The organism is Streptomyces sp. NPDC007917, assembly GCF_042959105.1.
GTDB lineage: Bacteria > Actinomycetota > Actinomycetes > Streptomycetales > Streptomycetaceae > Streptomyces.
Genome location: NZ_JBIBKK010000023.1, coordinates 38,938 through 55,896 on the forward strand (window position 1 = coordinate 38,938; position 16,959 = coordinate 55,896).

The 16,959-nt window shown below is 71.5% G+C and carries 14 protein-coding genes and 1 tRNA gene; 9 read left to right on the forward strand and 6 right to left on the reverse strand.

What is annotated here, in order from left to right; genetic code table 11:
• Positions 1-173 precede the first annotated feature (173 nt).
• From eno to ACFZDL_RS34370, 6 genes are all read left to right on the forward strand, one after another.
• Positions 174-1,469 (forward strand): phosphopyruvate hydratase, encoded by a 1,296-nt coding sequence (eno, locus tag ACFZDL_RS34345; protein WP_353594390.1) that lies wholly within the window; start codon positions 174-176, stop codon positions 1,467-1,469.
• Between the two features lie 91 nt (positions 1,470-1,560).
• Complete coding sequence (locus ACFZDL_RS34350) at positions 1,561-2,055, forward strand: septum formation initiator family protein (protein ID WP_353594389.1); 495 nt, start codon at positions 1,561-1,563, stop codon at positions 2,053-2,055.
• Between the two features lie 60 nt (positions 2,056-2,115).
• On the forward strand, positions 2,116-2,679 hold the full coding sequence (locus ACFZDL_RS34355; RefSeq protein ID WP_353594388.1) for a DUF501 domain-containing protein: 564 nt from the start codon (positions 2,116-2,118) through the stop codon (positions 2,677-2,679).
• On the forward strand, positions 2,676-3,617 hold the full coding sequence (locus ACFZDL_RS34360; RefSeq protein WP_353594387.1) for a Ppx/GppA phosphatase family protein: 942 nt from the start codon (positions 2,676-2,678) through the stop codon (positions 3,615-3,617). The genes ACFZDL_RS34355 and ACFZDL_RS34360 overlap by 4 nt, the downstream gene beginning before the upstream one ends.
• A 409-nt stretch (positions 3,618-4,026) precedes the next feature.
• The gene (locus tag ACFZDL_RS34365; RefSeq protein WP_353594386.1) at positions 4,027-5,406 is read left to right on the forward strand and encodes an NAD(P)/FAD-dependent oxidoreductase; all 1,380 of its coding nucleotides are present in this window, start codon (positions 4,027-4,029) and stop codon (positions 5,404-5,406) included.
• Between the two features lie 378 nt (positions 5,407-5,784).
• Positions 5,785-7,128: a cyclopropane-fatty-acyl-phospholipid synthase family protein gene (locus ACFZDL_RS34370; RefSeq protein ID WP_353594427.1), complete on the forward strand. Its 1,344-nt coding sequence runs from the start codon at positions 5,785-5,787 to the stop codon at positions 7,126-7,128.
• 62 nt (positions 7,129-7,190) lie between these two features.
• Here the strand turns inward: ACFZDL_RS34370 and ACFZDL_RS34375 are convergent, their stop codons facing one another.
• Both ACFZDL_RS34375 and ACFZDL_RS34380 read right to left on the reverse strand, forming a co-directional pair.
• Positions 7,191-9,734: an ABC transporter permease gene (locus tag ACFZDL_RS34375; RefSeq protein WP_353594385.1), complete on the reverse strand. Its 2,544-nt coding sequence runs from the start codon at positions 9,732-9,734 to the stop codon at positions 7,191-7,193.
• Between the two features lie 68 nt (positions 9,735-9,802).
• Positions 9,803-10,585: an ABC transporter ATP-binding protein gene (locus ACFZDL_RS34380; protein ID WP_353594384.1), complete on the reverse strand. Its 783-nt coding sequence runs from the start codon at positions 10,583-10,585 to the stop codon at positions 9,803-9,805.
• A 398-nt stretch (positions 10,586-10,983) separates the two neighbouring features.
• Here ACFZDL_RS34380 and ACFZDL_RS34385 point away from each other — a divergent pair.
• Together ACFZDL_RS34385 and ACFZDL_RS34390 are read left to right on the forward strand one after the other, a co-directional pair.
• Positions 10,984-11,066 (forward strand) — tRNA-Leu (locus ACFZDL_RS34385).
• 186 nt (positions 11,067-11,252) lie between these two features.
• Positions 11,253-12,149 (forward strand): Bax inhibitor-1/YccA family protein, encoded by an 897-nt coding sequence (locus ACFZDL_RS34390; protein WP_353594383.1) that lies wholly within the window; start codon positions 11,253-11,255, stop codon positions 12,147-12,149.
• A 131-nt stretch (positions 12,150-12,280) separates the two neighbouring features.
• Here ACFZDL_RS34390 and ACFZDL_RS34395 read toward each other — a convergent pair whose 3' ends face one another.
• Positions 12,281-12,511: a DUF4287 domain-containing protein gene (locus ACFZDL_RS34395; RefSeq protein WP_353594382.1), complete on the reverse strand. Its 231-nt coding sequence runs from the start codon at positions 12,509-12,511 to the stop codon at positions 12,281-12,283.
• A 124-nt stretch (positions 12,512-12,635) separates the two neighbouring features.
• On the opposite strand from ACFZDL_RS34395, the gene ACFZDL_RS34400 reads away from it, so the two are divergent.
• Positions 12,636-12,998 carry a hypothetical protein gene (locus ACFZDL_RS34400; RefSeq protein WP_391193279.1) on the forward strand — a complete coding sequence of 121 codons (363 nt, stop codon included), beginning with the start codon at positions 12,636-12,638 and terminating at the stop codon, positions 12,996-12,998.
• Between the two features lie 179 nt (positions 12,999-13,177).
• On the opposite strand, the gene ACFZDL_RS34405 is transcribed toward ACFZDL_RS34400, so the two are convergent.
• The 3 genes from ACFZDL_RS34405 to ACFZDL_RS34415 all read right to left on the reverse strand — a co-directional run bounded on the left by ACFZDL_RS34405 (position 13,178) and on the right by ACFZDL_RS34415 (position 16,938).
• A complete protein-coding gene (locus ACFZDL_RS34405; RefSeq protein ID WP_353594381.1) occupies positions 13,178-14,203 on the reverse strand; it encodes a hypothetical protein in 1,026 nt (341 codons plus the stop codon).
• 251 nt (positions 14,204-14,454) lie between these two features.
• A complete protein-coding gene (locus ACFZDL_RS34410; protein ID WP_353594379.1) occupies positions 14,455-15,675 on the reverse strand; it encodes an acetyl-CoA C-acetyltransferase in 1,221 nt (406 codons plus the stop codon).
• 228 nt (positions 15,676-15,903) lie between these two features.
• Complete coding sequence (locus ACFZDL_RS34415; protein WP_353594377.1) at positions 15,904-16,938, reverse strand: SGNH/GDSL hydrolase family protein; 1,035 nt, start codon at positions 16,936-16,938, stop codon at positions 15,904-15,906.
• Positions 16,939-16,959 lie beyond the last annotated feature (21 nt).

Sequence of the window (16,959 nt, forward strand, 5' to 3'; positions counted from 1 at the left end):
CAGCCGGGCCTTCCCCCCACCCCGGCACCCTCGGCACCGACACCCCCCAAGACTGCCCCGGCAGGGCGCCCCGCCCCCCACGCGAGGCGCGCCCCGCCGGGGCTTCGTCGGGTGGGCCCTCCGGGCCCGTTAGGCTCGTGCTGCAGAGACAGACCCATACGAAGGAGATCCTCGTGCCGTCCATCGACGTCGTCGTAGCTCGCGAGATCCTCGACTCGCGAGGCAACCCCACGGTCGAGGTCGAGGTCGGCCTCGACGACGGCAGCACCGGCCGTGCCGCCGTGCCCTCCGGGGCCTCCACCGGTGCCTTCGAGGCCCTTGAGCTCCGCGACGGCGACAAGAGCCGTTACGGCGGCAAGGGTGTCGAGAAGGCCGTCCTGGCCGTCATCGAGCAGATCGGTCCGGAGCTCGTCGGCTACGACGCCACCGAGCAGCGCCTGATCGACCAGGCGATGTTCGACCTGGACGCCACCCCGGACAAGTCCTCGCTCGGCGCCAACGCCATCCTCGGCGTCTCGCTCGCGGTCGCGCACGCCGCCTCCGAGGCCTCCGACCTCCCGCTCTTCCGGTACCTGGGCGGCCCCAACGCCCACCTGCTGCCGGTCCCGATGATGAACATCCTCAACGGCGGCTCGCACGCCGACTCCAACGTGGACATCCAGGAGTTCATGATCGCGCCGATCGGCGCCGAGTCCTTCTCCGAGGCGCTGCGCTGGGGCACCGAGGTCTACCACACCCTGAAGTCCGTGCTGAAGGAGCGGGGCCTGTCCACCGGCCTCGGTGACGAGGGCGGCTTCGCCCCGAACCTGAACTCCAACCGCGACGCCCTGGACCTGATCGTCGAGGCGATCAAGAAGGCCGGCTACCAGCCGGGCCAGGACATCGCGCTGGCGCTCGACGTCGCCGCCTCCGAGTTCTACAAGGACGGCTCCTACACCTTCGAGGGCCAGTCGCGCAGCGCCGCCGAGATGACCGCGTACTACGCCGAGCTGGTCGACGCGTACCCGCTGGTCTCCATCGAGGACCCGCTGAACGAGGAGGACTGGGACGGCTGGAAGACGATCACCGATCAGCTCGGTGACAGGGTCCAGCTGGTCGGCGACGACCTGTTCGTCACCAACCCGGAGCGGCTGGCCCGCGGCATCGAGAGCGGCACCGCGAACGCGCTGCTGGTCAAGGTCAACCAGATCGGCTCGCTGACCGAGACCCTGGACGCCGTCGAGCTCGCCCAGCGCAACGGCTTCAAGTGCATGATGTCGCACCGCTCCGGCGAGACCGAGGACGTCACCATCGCCGACCTGGCCGTCGCCACCAACTGCGGCCAGATCAAGACCGGTGCCCCCGCCCGCTCCGAGCGCGTGGCCAAGTACAACCAGCTGCTGCGCATCGAGGAGATCCTCGACGACGCGGCGGTGTACGCGGGCCGCTCCGCCTTCCCGCGCTTCAAGGGCGCGGTCCTCAAGGGCTGAGCCCCGCCGAGCCTGACGCACGTCCCCGGCCATGGTCCCGTACCGTGGCCGGGGACGGCGTACGCAGCGAAGTCACGACCGGGGAGGCGACGTGCCGGCGGATCGGGATCGGTTCTCCACCGCGACCAGGCTCAGGGCGCTCGGCGAGCACGCCGCCGCCCGCGTCTACCGCGCCCGCATCCGGCGCCGCCGCAGCCGGCTCACCGGCCGGGCCGCGCTGCTCGCGCTGGTCGTGTGCTCGCTCGTGGTGGCCCTCGCGTATCCGATGCGGCAGTACATCTCGCAGCGCTCGGACATCTCCGACCAGCGGCGCCAGGCCCAGAAGGAGCGCGAGGACGTCAAGCGGCTGCGCGAGCAGAAGGCCAGGCTCAAGGACCCCGCGTACATCGAGCAGCAGGCCCGCGAGCGGCTGCACTTCACGCGGCCGGGGGAGACCGGCTACAGCGTGGTCGACGGCGGCGGTGAGACCGAGCGCTCCTCCGACCAGGGCGCGGCCGGCCGCTCCTGGTACAGCAATATGTGGGGAAGCGTGGATCGTGCGGACAGCGCCGCCGGCACCGGCAGGGCTGACGGCGCGAAGCGCTGACCGAAGAACCGGCCGCCGGAGGCGACCGGCCCCGAACCGATCGAAGAGAACTTCCGACCCATGGACACGCCCCCTCCGCAGACGGAGCCCACCGCGCCCGACGACGCGGACATCGCCGCCGTCAAGGAGCAGCTGAACCGCCTTCCGCGCGGGCTGCGCGCCGTCGCGCACCGCTGCCCCTGCGGCAATCCGGACGTCGTCGAGACCGCGCCCCGGCTCGAGGACGGCTCGCCCTTCCCGACGCTCTACTACCTGACCTGTCCGCGCGCCGCCTCCGCGATCGGCACGCTGGAGGCCGAGGGCGTGATGAAGGAGATGACGGCCCGGCTGGCCACCGACCCCGAACTGGCCGACGCCTACCGGGCGGCCCATGAGGACTATCTCGCGCGCCGGGACGCGATCGAGGTGCTGGAGGGCTTCCCGAGCGCGGGCGGCATGCCGGACCGGGTCAAGTGTCTGCATGTCCTGGTCGCCCACTCCCTCGCCGCGGGGCCGGGCGTCAACCCGCTCGGGGACGAGGCCATCGCCATGTTGCCCACGTGGTGGGCGAAGGGGCCGTGCGTGGCACCGTGCGCCGGGAAGGGGACGCGGGACGCGGGGGAGAGCGCGGGGGAGAGGGCATGACCCGCGTCGCGGCCGTGGACTGCGGCACCAACTCCATCCGGCTGCTGGTGGCCGACGCCGACCCGGCCACCGGCCGGATCACCGAGCTCGACCGCCGGATGCGGATCGTCCGGCTCGGCCAGGGCGTGGACCGCACCGGGCGGCTGGCCCCCGAGGCCCTGGAGCGCACCTTCGCGGCCTGCCGTGAGTACGCGGAGGTGATCGGCGGGCTCGGCGTGGAGCGGGTCCGCTTCGTCGCCACCTCCGCCTCGCGCGACGCGGAGAACCGCGGGGAGTTCGTGCGCGGCGTCGTGGAGATCCTGGGCGTGGAGCCCGAGGTGATCAGCGGCGACCAGGAGGCGGAGTTCTCCTTCACGGGTGCCACCAAGGAGCTGACGGACCGTGAGGGGTTCGCCCGGCCGTATCTGGTGGTGGACATCGGCGGCGGCTCGACCGAGTTCGTGGTCGGCGACGACCATGTGCGGGCCGCGCGCAGCGTGGACATCGGCTGTGTGCGGATGACGGAGCGCCATCTGGTCGTGGACGGACGGATCACCGATCCGCCGACGGCCCATCAGGTCGCCGCCATACGGGCCGATATCGAGCGGGCGCTCGACCTCGTCGAGGAGACGGTGCCGATCCGCGAGGCGGGTAGTCTGGTCGGGCTCGCGGGCTCGGTCACCACCGTCGCCGGTATCGCACTGGAGCTGCCGGAGTACGACTCCGCCGCCATCCACCACTCGCGCGTCTCCCTCGACCAGGTCCGCGCGATCACGGACAAGCTGATCGGCTCCACACACGCCGAGCGGGCGGCGATCCCCGTGATGCACGAGGGCCGGGTGGATGTGATCTCCTCGGGTGCGCTCGTACTGCTGACGATCATGGAGCGGTGCGGGGCCCGGGAGGTCGTGGTGAGCGAGCACGACATCCTCGACGGCATCGCCTGGAGCGTCGCCTGAAGGGGCGCGGAAGGCTGCCGGAGGGGGGTGTGGACCCCGCGTGAGGGGCCCGTGGAGACCGCCGCGGCAAAAAGTTCGTGAAAAGCTTCACATGAAAAAATGGCCTGGTGACCGGAGGGTGTGACCCCTGAGCCCCGTACGCGGGCGCTTTCGCGGGGCGCACTCGCCCGGCGGCCCCCTCGGCGCCCGTTTCCGGCGCGGGACCGCGATGCCCCGAGCCCCGGTGGTCTACTTCCGCGTTCAACCGCAAGCGCAGATCAGCGGGGCTGTCAACGCGCGAGGCGGGCAGGTGGTTCCCCGTGCCGGGTATGGGATGTGTCACGGGGGCGGCGGAGTGTAGCAGACCCCCTCACCATGCTTGTGAAGGGGCTCACGAGGCACCCCCCTGAGGGTGCTGGATACTCGAAACATGAGCACCACGGAGCGTCCCAGGATCCTCGTTGTAGGCGGTGGGTACGTAGGCCTGTACGCGGCACGCCGCATCCTGAAGAAGATGCGGTACGGCGAGGCGACCGTCACGGTCGTCGACCCCCGCTCGTACATGACGTACCAGCCCTTCCTCCCAGAAGCTGCGGCCGGCAGCATCTCCCCGCGCCACGTCGTGGTCCCGCTGCGGCGCGTGCTCCCCAAGGCGGAGGTCCTCACCGGCCGTGTGACGACCATCGACCAGGACCGCAAGGTCGCCACCGTCCAGCCGCTCGTCGGCGAGGCGTACGAGCTGCCCTTCGACTACCTGGTCGTCGCTCTGGGCGCGGTCTCCCGCACCTTCCCGATCCCCGGCCTCGCCGAGAACGGCATCGGCATGAAGGGCATCGAGGAGGCCATCGGCCTGCGCAACCACGTCCTCGAGCAGCTCGACAAGGCCGACTCCACGACCGATGAGGAGATCCGCCGCAAGGCGCTGACCTTCGTCTTCGTCGGCGGTGGCTTCGCGGGTGCGGAGACCATCGGCGAGGTCGAGGACATGGCGCGCGACGCCTCCAAGTACTACCCGAACGTGAAGCGCGAGGACATGCGCTTCATCCTCGTCGACGCCGCCGACAAGATCCTCCCCGAGGTCGGCCCGAAGCTCGGCCAGTGGGGTCTGGAGCACCTGCAGAAGCGCGGTGTCGAGGTCTACCTCAGCACCTCGATGGACTCCTGCGTCGACGGGCACGTCGTGCTCAAGAACGGCCTCGAGGTCGACTCCAACACCATCGTGTGGACCGCCGGCGTCAAGCCGAACCCGGCGCTCGCCCGCTACGGTCTGCCGCTCGGCCCCCGGGGCCACGTGGACACCGCGCCGACGCTGCAGGTGCGGGGCACCGAGTACATCTGGGCCGCGGGCGACAACGCCCAGGTGCCGGACCTCGCCGTGGGCGAGGGCGCCTGGTGCCCGCCGAACGCCCAGCACGCGCTGCGCCAGGCCAAGGTGCTCGGCGACAACGTGATCTCGGGCATGCGGGGCTTCCCGCAGCGCGAGTACAAGCACGCCAACAAGGGTGCGGTCGCGGGGCTCGGTCTGCACAAGGGCGTCGCGATGATCGTCTTCGGCAAGACGAAGATCAAGCTCAAGGGCCGGCTCGCCTGGTACATGCACCGTGGCTACCACGGCATGGCCATGCCGACCTTCAACCGCAAGATCCGGGTCTTCGCCGACTGGACGCTGGGCATGTTCCTCAAGCGCGAGGTCGTCTCCCTCGGCGCCATGGAGAACCCCCGCGAGGAGTTCTACGAGGCGGCCGCCCCGGTCTCCGCGGCTGCGGCGAAGAAGGCCGAGGCCACGGCAGAGAAGGCCAAGGCGTCCTGACGCTGCTGCCTTTTTAAGGCTCGGTTCTCCCCCAGCTACCGCTGGGAGGTGCCCCCGCCGGGGCGCCTCAGCCCCTGTCGACGGTCGATCGTGCTCGGCCCCTCGTTCCTCGGGGCCTGCGCGCGTTCTCCCTTTCGACAGGGTCGCGCCCCTTCGGCTCACTCGCCAGGGCCACCCATATCCAACGCCGAAGGGCGTCCGCCATCCGTGGGGCGGACGCCCTTCGGCGTTTCCCGCATTCCCGTCCCGGGCGGCCCTCATGCGCGCGAGCGGATGGTTTTGCCGATTCCAAACGTGTCGGCGGGACTGTACGGCGGGCCTCGTGGTGTTTACGTGGTGAGTGAATCTTCCTGACTCACCATCACGGAGGTGTCTGATATGCCCGACGCCGCCCAGCGGCTCGCCGCACTGGCCGAGGAGGTGCTGGGAGCCCCGCTCCCCATCCGGATCCGCGCCTGGGACCACAGCGAGGCGGGCCCTCCGCACACCCCCGTCCTGGTCGTACGGCGCCGCAGGGCGCTGCGCAGGCTGCTGTGGAAACCGGGCGAGCTGGGCCTGGCCCGCGCCTGGGTGGCCGGCGACCTCGACGTCGAGGGCGATCTGTACGGGGCCCTGGACCTGATGGCCGGACTGGTGTGGGAGCGCGGCCCCGCGGCTCAGCGGCGGTCGAAGGCCGCCGCCGCCCTCAAGGCGCTGCGCGACCCCGCGCTGCGCTCCGCCGCCCGCACCCTGGCCGGCCTCGCCGGGCCCGGGCTGCCGCCGCCCCCGCCCCGCGAGGAGGCGCGCCGGGCGCGGCGCGGACCGCTGCACACGCTGCGCCGCGACAAGGAGGCCATCAGCCACCACTACGACGTCGGCAACGACTTCTACGAGCTGGTGCTCGGCCCCTCCATGGTCTACTCGTGCGCCTACTGGGAGGGCACCGAGGCCGAGGGCGCCACGCTCGAGGACGCCCAGCGCGCCAAGCTCGACCTGGTCTGCCGCAAGCTGGCGCTGCGGCCCGGCCAGCGGCTGCTGGACGTGGGCTGCGGCTGGGGCTCGATGGTGCTGCACGCGGCGCGCGAGTACGGCGTGCGGGCCGTCGGCATCACCCTCTCGCAGGAGCAGGCCGCGTACGCCCGTAAGCGCGTCGCCGACGCCGGGCTCACCGACCAGGTCGAGATCCGGGTCCAGGACTACCGCGAGATCACGGACGGCCCCTACGACGCGATCTCCTCGATCGGCATGGCCGAGCACGTCGGCTCCGCGCGCTACGCCGAGTACGCGGCCCACCTCCACGCCCTGCTGAAACCCGGCGGCCGGCTGCTGAACCACCAGATCGCGCGGCGCCCCGAGCCCGACGAGGAGGCGTACCACGTCGACGAGTTCATCGACCGCTACGTCTTCCCCGACGGCGAGCTCGCCCCGGTCGGGCGGACCGTCACCCAACTGGAGGAGGCCGGCTTCGAGGTGCGCGACGTGGAGGCGATCCGCGAGCACTACGCCCTCACGCTGCGCCGCTGGGTCGCCAATCTGGAGGCCCACTGGAAGCAGGCCGTACGGCTCACCTCGCCGGGCCGGGCCCGGGTGTGGCGGCTGTACATGGCGGCCTCGGCGCTGTCCTTCGAGCGCAACCGGATCGGGGTGAACCAGGTCCTGGCGGTCCGTACGCCGGAGAGCGGGGCGTCCGGCATGCCGCTGCGCGCCCGCGACTGGCGGGCCGAAACGCCTGAGAAGCCCTGAAACGCCCGAGCGCCGGACGGGTGTGGCCCGTCCGGCGCTCGGGGGAGGGGTGGCGCGGGCGGCTACTCCGCCTTGATGGCCGCCAGCATGTTGAGCTTCGCCGCCCGCCGGGCCGGCCACAGCGCGGCCAGGACGCCGACGAACCCGGCCAGCACCAGGAAGACGGACATCCGCCCCCACGGCAGGACCAGTTCGTAGGTGGGCAGCCCGCTGGAGATCAGCTCACCGGCCGCCCAGCCGAAGAAGACGCCGAGGCCGATGCCGAGCACCCCGCCGAAGAGCGAGATCACCAGCGACTCCAGGCGCACCATGCGCTTGATGCCGCGCCGGTCGAGACCGATGGCCCGCAACATGCCGATCTCCTGGGACCGCTCGAACACCGACATCGCGAGGGTGTTGATGACGCCGAGCACCGCGACGATGACGGCCATGGCCAGCAGCCCGTAGAGCATGTTCAGCATCAGGGTGAAGAACTGCGCGATGCCGTTGGAGATGTCCTGCTTGTCCTGGACCTGGATCGCGGGGTTGTCGCCGAGCGCCTTCTCGATGGCGTTCTTGGTGGCCTCGGAGGCCCCGTCCTTGGTCTTCAGCATGACCTGCATATCGGTCACGGTGCGCATGTGCGGGGTGAGGGTGGCGTTGTCCAGCATGATGCCGCGGATCATCTGGTTGCCCTCGTAGACGCCCACGACCGACAGCCGGCCCTTGCGGCCGTCCTCGTAGGTGACCGGGAAGGTCGAGCCGCGCTTCCAGCCGTTGCTCTCGGCGGTCTTGTGGTCCACCACGACCTTGTCGCCGCCGAGCCCGGCGAAGGAGCCCTCCTTGAAGTCGACGCCGACCAGCTTCTGGATGGTCTTTCCGTTGACGCCCGTCAGGTACTCGGTGTCGCCGTTGATCCGGGACGCGGAGTTGCGCAGCGGGCTGAGCTCGGTCACCTGGTCGAGCTTGTCCAGGGTCCGCTCCACATCGGGCGAGAGCGGGCGGACGCCGTCGAAGCCGCCCAGGCTGACGACGTAGTCCGACTTCAGGGCGCCGGTGGCCAGGTTGTCGATGCCCTTCTGCACACTGCCCGCGATCACGGTCATGCCCGTGATCAGCGTCAGCCCCACCATCAGCGCGGAGGCCGTGGCGGCGGTACGGCGCGGATTGCGCACCGCGTTCTGCCGGGCGAGCTTGCCGGAGACCCCGAAAGCGCGCAGGACGGGAGCAGCGGCCGCGATGAGCGGCCGGGACAGCAGCGGGGTGAGCACGAACACCCCGATCACCAGGACGGCCGCGCCAAGCCCCATGGGGAGCTTGCCGTCGCTGCCCATGCCGCTTCCGGCCAGGACGCCCGCCGCACCGGCCCCGGCGAGGACGGCGCCGATGGTGTTCCGTACCACCAGGCCGCGGGTGGTCGGCGCGGCGTGCACGCTGTTCATCGCGGCGACCGGCGGGATCTTCGCGGCGCGGCGGCCCGGCAGCCAGGCGGCGAGCACCGTGACGACGACGCCGACCACCAGCGAGACCGCGACGGCGGTCGGGGAGACGATCAGCGGGCCGTCGGGGACGGTGGCCCCGGTGGAGTTGAGCAGGGAGCGCAGCCCGGCGCCGATGCCGATGCCGGCCACCAGCCCGGTGACGGCCGCGACCGCGCCCACGGCGGTGGCCTCGATCAGCACCGAGCGGGTCACCTGGCGGCGGGACGCGCCGACCGCGCGCATCAGGGCCAGTTCGCGGGTGCGCTGGGCGACCAGCATGGTGAAGGTGTTGGCGATGATGAAGATGCCGACGAAGAGTGAGATCCCGGCGAAGACCAGCATGCCGGTCTGCATACCGCTCATCTGCTGCTTGATCAGGTCGGCCTGGTCGTCGGCGAGCTTCTGACCGGTGGTGGCCTCGGCCTCCTTCGGCAGGATCTTGTCGACGCCCGACTTCAGGGTGGCCTGCGAGGTGCCCGCGGCGGCCTTCAGGTCGATCTCGTCGAACTCACCCGGCTTGGCGAACAGCCGCTGGGCGGTGGGGGTGTCGAACAGCACCAGGCTGCCGCCCGCGGCGACATTGCCGTCGTCGGTGGTGAAGACGCCGACGACCTTCTCCTTGCGCACCGGGCCGTCCACCGACAGCCGGACCGCGTCGCCCACCTTGTAGTGGCCGCGGTCGGCGGTCTTGGAGTCGAGCGCGACCTCGCCCGCGGACTTGGGGGCGCGGCCGTCGGTCAGCGTGTAACGGGGGTCCTTGCCGCCGCTGCCCGGGTAGTAGTTGCCGCCGGTGTTGGCGAACCCGTTGCCCAGCAGGTCGCCCTGCTTGTCGGCGACGGCGGTGTAGCCGGAGACGGCGCCGGTGGCCGAGGCGGCGCCGGGCACCTGGCGGGCCTGGTCGAGCAGGCGCTCGGTCAGCCGGGGCGCGGCGCCGGGGTTTCCGGAGTCCTCGTCGGCCTTGTCCGGCTTGATGGCGACGTCGACGCCCGCGAAGCCCTTCTCGGAGCTCTTCTGGTAGGCGCTGGAAATGGTGTCGGTGAACACAAGGGTGCCGGAGACGAAGGCCACGCCGAGCAGAACGGCGAGCACGGTCATCATCAGCCGGGCCTTGTGCGCGAGCACGTTGCGCAAGGCGGTACGGAGCATGGTCAGTCCAAGTCAGGGGGCGGCTGTGGGGCGTCAGGAGGCGTGCGGGCGCGGTTCGGGCGCCCGGCTCAGCTCGTACGGCCCTTGGCGTCGAAGCGCTTCATCCGGTCCAGGACCGCCTCGGCGGTCGGGTCGCGCAGCTCGTCGACGATCCGGCCGTCGGCGAGGAAGACCACCCGATCGGCGTAGGCGGCGGCGACCGGGTCATGGGTGACCATGACGACGGTCTGGCCCAGTTCGCGCACCGAGTTGCGCAGGAAGCCCAGGACCTCGGCGCCGGCGCGTGAGTCCAGGTTTCCGGTCGGCTCGTCGGCGAAGATGATTTCGGGCTTGGCGGCCAGGGCGCGGGCCACCGCGACGCGCTGCTGCTGACCGCCGGAGAGCTGGGCGGGGCGGTGCTTGAGCCGTTCGGACAGGCCCACGGTCTCCACCACCTGGTCCAGCCACGCCTTGTCCGGCTTGCGGCCGGCGATGTCCATCGGCAGCGTGATGTTCTCCAGCGCGTTGAGCGTGGGCAGCAGGTTGAACGCCTGGAAGATGAATCCGATCTTGTCGCGGCGCAGTTGGGTGAGCTTCTTGTCCTTCAGCGAGGTCAGCTCGGTGTCGCCGATGCGGGCCGAGCCGCTGGAGACGGTGTCCAGGCCCGCCATGCAGTGCATGAGGGTCGACTTGCCCGAACCCGACGGACCCATGATGGCGGTGAACTCGGCCTGCTGGAACTCGACGGAGACGCCGTCGAGGGCGACGACCTGGGTCTCGCCCTGCCCGTAGACCTTGGTGAGGTCCGTGGCGCGCGCCGCGGCGATCGCGCGGGCGGCGGCGGTCTGGACGCCGGAGGGGGTCGTGGTCACGGTGGGGGCTCCTGTCGTGCGGTCGGGGACTTCAGGACGTTCCTCCCATCGTCACAGGCGCAGGGAGGGCCGGTATCAGTCCGCGCTCCGGTTTCCGTACGGGACTCGGGACGTATACCCCCGCCCACGGGTCCTCCTTGGGGAGGAGGAGGCCCCCCGTCCGGGGGCGTCGAGATTGCGTCAATCCCCGCCATGCGGGTGGTGCGGCATATGAGCAGGTCCGATGGACGCGGGTGTGTGCGGTTGCCCCGACCCGATGCTGATGGGCCCTCAGTTGCCAATAAAATAAGACAACCTCGGTTCGTCGATCCGCTGTTCGGGGGCGTGCCCCCGGATAGGCTCGTGGTTGCTCTCCTATGGGGAGGGACGTACGCGCTCGTACGGCCCAGGGAGCCAGAGCCCGGATGGTGGAATGCAGACACGGCGAGCTTAAACCTCGCTGCCCCTCGCGGGCGTACCGGTTCAAGTCCGGTTCCGGGCACACCCAGACCTTGTCGCCGCACGCTGCGTGCGCATCCGGTCGCCCAACGTCTATCGCGCGGGGCCCGCATGGGCCTCGCGCCGCTCGCGCGCGCGTGGAAATATCCTCCCTGGGCACTAGGGTGCTTTCTTTGCTTACCTATTACTCTGTAGTCAAGGTCGCGCAGGGCGGCCATGGAGGAGTGAGATGAGGAGCAGCAACCCGGTCTTCTCGCGACGGGGGTTCAGCCGCGACGGCGGCTATGCGGGCTTCGGCGCGGCACCGCAGGCCGGGGGCCCCGCCGCAGCCCAGGGCAACCCGTACGCCGGTGGTAATCCGTACGCGCAGACGCAAGCCCCGACCAACCCCTACGCGGTCGGTGACCAGCAGAACCTGACGCCTGACCAGCTGCAGCAGATGTACGGCGCGCCGCCGGCGGGCCCGCTGCAGACCGGCCGGATGACGATGGACGACGTCGTCATGCGCACCGGCATGACGCTCGGCACCGTCATCCTCGCCGCGGCAGCCGCCTGGATCATGGAGCTGCCGGTCGCCGTCGGCTTCGGCGCCGCGCTCGTGGCGATGGTGCTCGGCCTCGTCCAGTCGTTCAAGCGCAAGGCCTCGCCCGCGCTGATCATGAGCTACGCCCTCTTCGAGGGCCTTTTCCTCGGCGTCATCAGCCAGGTCTACAACGAGCGCTGGTCCGGCATCCCGATGCAGGCAGTGCTCGGCACGATGGCCGTCTTCGTCGGTGTGCTCGCCGCGTACAAGACCCGGCTCATCCGGGTGAACGCGCGGTTCCAGCGCTTTGTGCTGGGCGCGGCCATCGGCTTCCTGCTGCTGATGTCGGTCAACCTGCTGTTCGCCGCCTTCGGCGGCGGTGACGGCCTGGGCTTCCGCAGCGGCGGCATGGGCATCGTGTTCGGCATCGTCGGCGTGCTGCTCGGCGCCGCGTTCCTGGCGATGGACTTCAAGCAGGTCGAGGACGGCGTCCGCTACGGCGCTCCGCGCGAGGAGTCCTGGCTGGCTGCGTTCGGTCTGACCCTGTCCCTGGTGTGGATCTACCTGGAGCTGCTCCGGCTGATCTCCATCTTCAGGGACTAGATCTTCGGGACCCGGTCTTCGGGGATCTCCTCCCCGGGGACCGGGCCCGGCAAGAGATCACGAAGGGCCCGCGGAGCATTCGCTCCGCGGGCCCTTCGCCTTGTTCCACTGTGTCGGGGAGGGGGAGGAGGTCAGAGCAGCTTGCGCGCGGCCCGCCTCAGATCGTGCTCATGAATGATCGCCTTGGCATGGCCGTACGCGAGCTGGTGTTCGCCGCGCAGCCAGCTGACCTTCTCCTCGAATCGGAAGAGGGCAGGTCCTTCGTCTACGGTGCGCAACCAGTCGGCGACTTCACGGCCGGTGCATTGGGGGATCCGGGAGAGCAGGTTCCGGTGGGTCTCTTCGGAGAAGGATTGGGACATCGGCGCCTCCGACGCGTCCGTTTTCCGGGCCGTTCTTCATGGCCCCGGGTGCGGTCCTTCAGCTCACCGTGCCTGACTGTTCGGCCGTTGGCAACAGTCTGTGGGTGGCGCATAGGCTCGCGATGTGAATGATGTGACCCCTCTGCTGACCGTCGTCGACCGGCTCGCGGACCGCCTGCGCGCCCTCCCGCAGTCCCTTCTGGACCGGGGCGCGGCGGCCGAAGCCCTGGCGCTGGCAAGGGAATTGTCGGTGCGGGCCCAGCGGATCGAGGAGCCCGGGAGCAGCCCGAGGATCATGCCGGACGCGGGGATGTTCGCGGTCGCTGACCAGGTGGCGGTGGCCGGACATGATCTGGCACATGCGCTGGAACGGGCACCGGAGGGCGGCGCGGGAGGCGGGGCCCGGGGAGACGGCGGGCAGGCCGAGGACGCGCTGGCCTCCGCGGTGGCGCTCGTGGAGGCCACGGCCAAGCGGTGCGGCCTGTGAGCGGTATCCGCCGCGGTCTCCCGGCGGCCGGCGACGGGCCTGAGCCGCCTGTGAGGGCTTTGTGAGGGGTTTGTGGGCCGCCCCCGAGGCCGCCAGGGCCCCCTGGGGCGGCCTCAGGGCCCTGGGGCGGCTCCGGGCTCTGGAGGCGGCTGGGCGGGGCCGGGGGCGGGCCGGCGGGGCTACAGCGAGGCGATGACGCGGTCGGCGAGGACGTACACCTGCTCGTCCCCGCAGCCGAAGGTCAGCGCGTAGGCGCCGAGCACGCCGGAGCTGCCCAGCAGCACCGGGGTGGGGCCTTCGAGCAGCGCGTCCGCCAGCCGCTCCGCCGTCTCGCGGTGGCCGGGGGTCATGCAGACCGTGGTGCCGTCGGCGAAGACGTACACATCGAGGGTGCCCAGCGGGCCGGGGCGTACATCGGCGAGCGGGGTGCGGGCATCGGCCAGCGCGGTGAGCTGGCCGACGGTCCGGTCGTGGTCGGCGACGGCGGGGTGTGGCGAGAAGTCCGGATGCGAGGGGTGGCGCCGGCGCGCGGCCGCCAGCTCGGCCGACTCCACGGCCTCGGCCGCCGGCTCCGCGGCCGGACGCTCCGCGTCCAGGCGCTCCGTGTCCAGGCGCTCCGTGTCCAGGCGCTCCGTGTCCAGGTATTCGGTGTCCAGGCCGAGGTCCACCTCGACCTCGGTGCCGACCTCCGTCGCGGTCTCCGGCTGCCGGTCCGGCTCCCCGGCGGGGTCCACGGGGTCGGGGCCGAGCGCGTCCAGGTCCAGCAGCGGCTCCACGCCGCCCGGGTCGGCCTGCCGGGGCACATACGGGACGAGATCCGGCTGGGGCTCGTCGCCGAGCCCGGCCAGCCTGCCGAGCAGCGGATGCGCGTCGGCGGCCGCCGCGGTGTCCCGGGCCTCCTGAGCGGCCCAGAACGCCCGCGCCTCGGCCAGCTCGCGCTCCCGCTCCTCGGCGAGCGCGTCGGCGACGGCGGCGCGTATCTCGGCGGCGGGGGAGGCGGTGCGCGGCGCGGGGACCGCGACGGCGCCCGGCTCGCCGGCCGACTCCGGACCCGTCCCGCCGTCCCGGCCGGCGGCGGGAGCGGCCGCCGCCGCGAGCTCGGCGCGCAGCTCGGCGATCTGCCGCCGGACGCCGCGGGCGGTGAGCAGGGCGGAGGCGCCCACGGCCGTGGCGGTGGCCGCGGCCAGGAGGGCGGCAAGAGTCATGGGGCTCACTGACTTAACTCCCGGTTGCTGTGGATCCCCCGAATTCCTACCTCAGCTTGGCCCGTGGTGCCGCCCCGTGTCAGTGCATAACATCACCAAGTGGACGGAAATCGGGCTCGTGAGGTGCGGAGGGTGCCCCGAAGACCGCCGCTGAGCTGGGCTTACACCACTCCCCCAGGACATTGGTCACATCCTGGGGGAGATTCGGTCACGACTCATACGTTGAGATCATGCGATCAGCTCAGCTCGGCTCAGCTCAGCCGCTCCAGCACCATCGCCATGCCCTGGCCGCCGCCCACGCACATGGTCTCAAGACCGAACTGCTTGTCGTGGAACTGGAGCGAGTTGATCAGCGTGCCGGTGATCCGGGCGCCCGTCATCCCGAAGGGGTGGCCGACCGCGATCGCGCCGCCGTTCACATTGAGCCGGTCCAGGTCGACGCCCAGATCGCGGTAGGACGGGATGACCTGCGCGGCGAAGGCCTCGTTGATCTCGACCAGGTCGATGTCGCCGATCGTCATCCCGGCGCGGGCGAGCGCCTGCTTGGACGCCTCCACGGGCCCGTAGCCCATGATCTCCGGCGAGAGAGCCGAGACGCCCGTGGACACGATCCGCGCCAGCGGCGCCACGCCCAGCTCGCGCGCCTTGGTGTCCGACATGATCACAAGCGCCGCGGCGCCGTCGTTGAGCGGGCAGCAGTTGCCCGCGGTGACAAGACCGTCGGGGCGGAAGACCGGCTTGAGGCCGCGCACGCCCTCCAGCGTGGTCCCCGCGCGCGGCCCGTCGTCCTTGCTGACGACCGCGCCGTCCGGGGTGGTCACGGGGGTGATCTCGCGCTCCCAGAAGCCGTTCTTGATGGCCTCCTCGGCGAGGTTCTGCGACCGTACGCCGAACTCGTCCATCTCCTCGCGGGTGATCCCCTTGAGCCGGGCCAGGTTCTCGGCGGTCTGGCCCATCGCGATGTACGCGTCGGGGATGAGGCCGTCCTCGCGCGGGTCGTGCCAGTCGGTGCCCTCCTGCTCGGCGCGCGCGGCGGTGCGGGCCTCGGCGTCCGCGAAGAGCGGGTTGTGGGTGTCCGGCAGCCCGTCCGAGGTGCCCTTCACCGAGCGGGAGACCATCTCGACGCCCGCCGAGACGAAGACGTCGCCCTCGCCCGCCTTGATCGCGTGCAGCGCCATCCGGGAGGTCTGGAGCGAGGAGGAGCAGTAGCGGGTGATGGTGCAGCCGGGGAGGTGGTCCATGCCCATCTGCACGGCCACGATCCGGCCCAGGTTGTGCCCCTGCTCGCCGCCCGGCAGACCGCAGCCGAGCATGAGGTCGTCGATGTCGCGCGGGTCCAGCTCGGGGACCTTGGCGAGCGCTGCCTGAATGATCTCGGCGGTCAGATCGTCCGGCCGCAGGTCCTTGAGTGAGCCCTTGAAGGCCCGGCCGATGGGGGAGCGGGCTGCAGAGACGATCACGGCTTCGGGCATCACGGCTCCAGGGGGCGCGAGGGCTGGCGGGACTCTGAGGGAAGTTACCCGCACGTATCACAGGGGTCACGGCATCAGGGCTGTGATGCGGGCCTCTTTTTCCAAGCGTATGCTCAGCGCCTTCTCGGGGCCCGGACGCCTTGAGATCCCGGGCCCCTGAGCGCTTGTCGGGCCCGCGCCTTGTCGGGCCCGCGCCTTGTCGGGCCCGCGGCATATCGGGCCCGCGGCTTACCGGGCCGCCGGGGGTGAGCCGGTGGAGGAGGGCGCCTCGGCCGTGCTCGGGGCCGCGGGCGCCCGCTCGCCCGAGGCGCGGCCGTCGCGGCGCAGCAGCCGGGCCCAGGGGCCGCGGGCCGCGGTGACCTCGGTGCCGCCCTCGGCCGCCGCCTCGGCCGCGGCCTTGGCCACCGGCAGGATGCCCACGTCACGGGTCTCCTCGGGCTCCTCGGGCCACAGGCCCAGCGCCCCGCACAGCGTCGGCAGCACGGCCATCGCGGCCGTGGCGTACCCCTCCGCCGAGGGGTGGTAGTTGTCAGGCCCGAACAGCTCCCGCGGATTGGCCGCGAACTCCGGCCCGAGCAGATCGCCCAGCGAGACCGTACGCCCGCCCTGCTCGACCACCCCGATGGTCTGCGCGGCGGCCAGCTGGCGGCTGAGGCGGCGGGCGATCCAGCGCAGCGGCTGGTAGACGGGCTCGATGGTGCCGAGATCGGGGCAGGTGCCCACCACCACCTCGCAGCCGCCGTCGCGCAGCCTGCGCACCGCCTCCGACAGCAGCCGTACGGACTGGGCGGGCGGCATGCGGTGGGTGACGTCATTGGCGCCGATCATGATCACGCAGATGTCGGGGCGGGCCGCCGGGTCCTGGAGCACCAGCGTCACCTGGCGCTCCAGGTCATTGGACTGGGCGCCGGGCTGGGCCACGTTGCGCAGGTCGACGGGGCGCTCTGCGACCGCCGCGAGCCCGGAGGCGAGCAGCGCGCCCGGGGTCTGGCTGGGCCGGTGCACGCCCTGCCCGGCGGCGGTGGAGTCGCCGAGGAAGGCCAGCCGCAGCGGCGGCCGGCCGGTGCGCAGGACGAAGTCGAAACCGTAGAGGCCGTCGGCGCGCGGAGGCGGGTCCTCGGACCCGCCCACCACCCGCTTGGCGTGGGAGACCTCGGTGAGCAACAGAACGGCGGCCACGCCGCCCAGCAGCCCGATGCCGCCGCCTCCGTACGCCGCCGCGGCGGCGATCCGCCGCGCGACCCTCGCTCTCGACATAGACATGGGTCCGAGCCACCTCCGTCC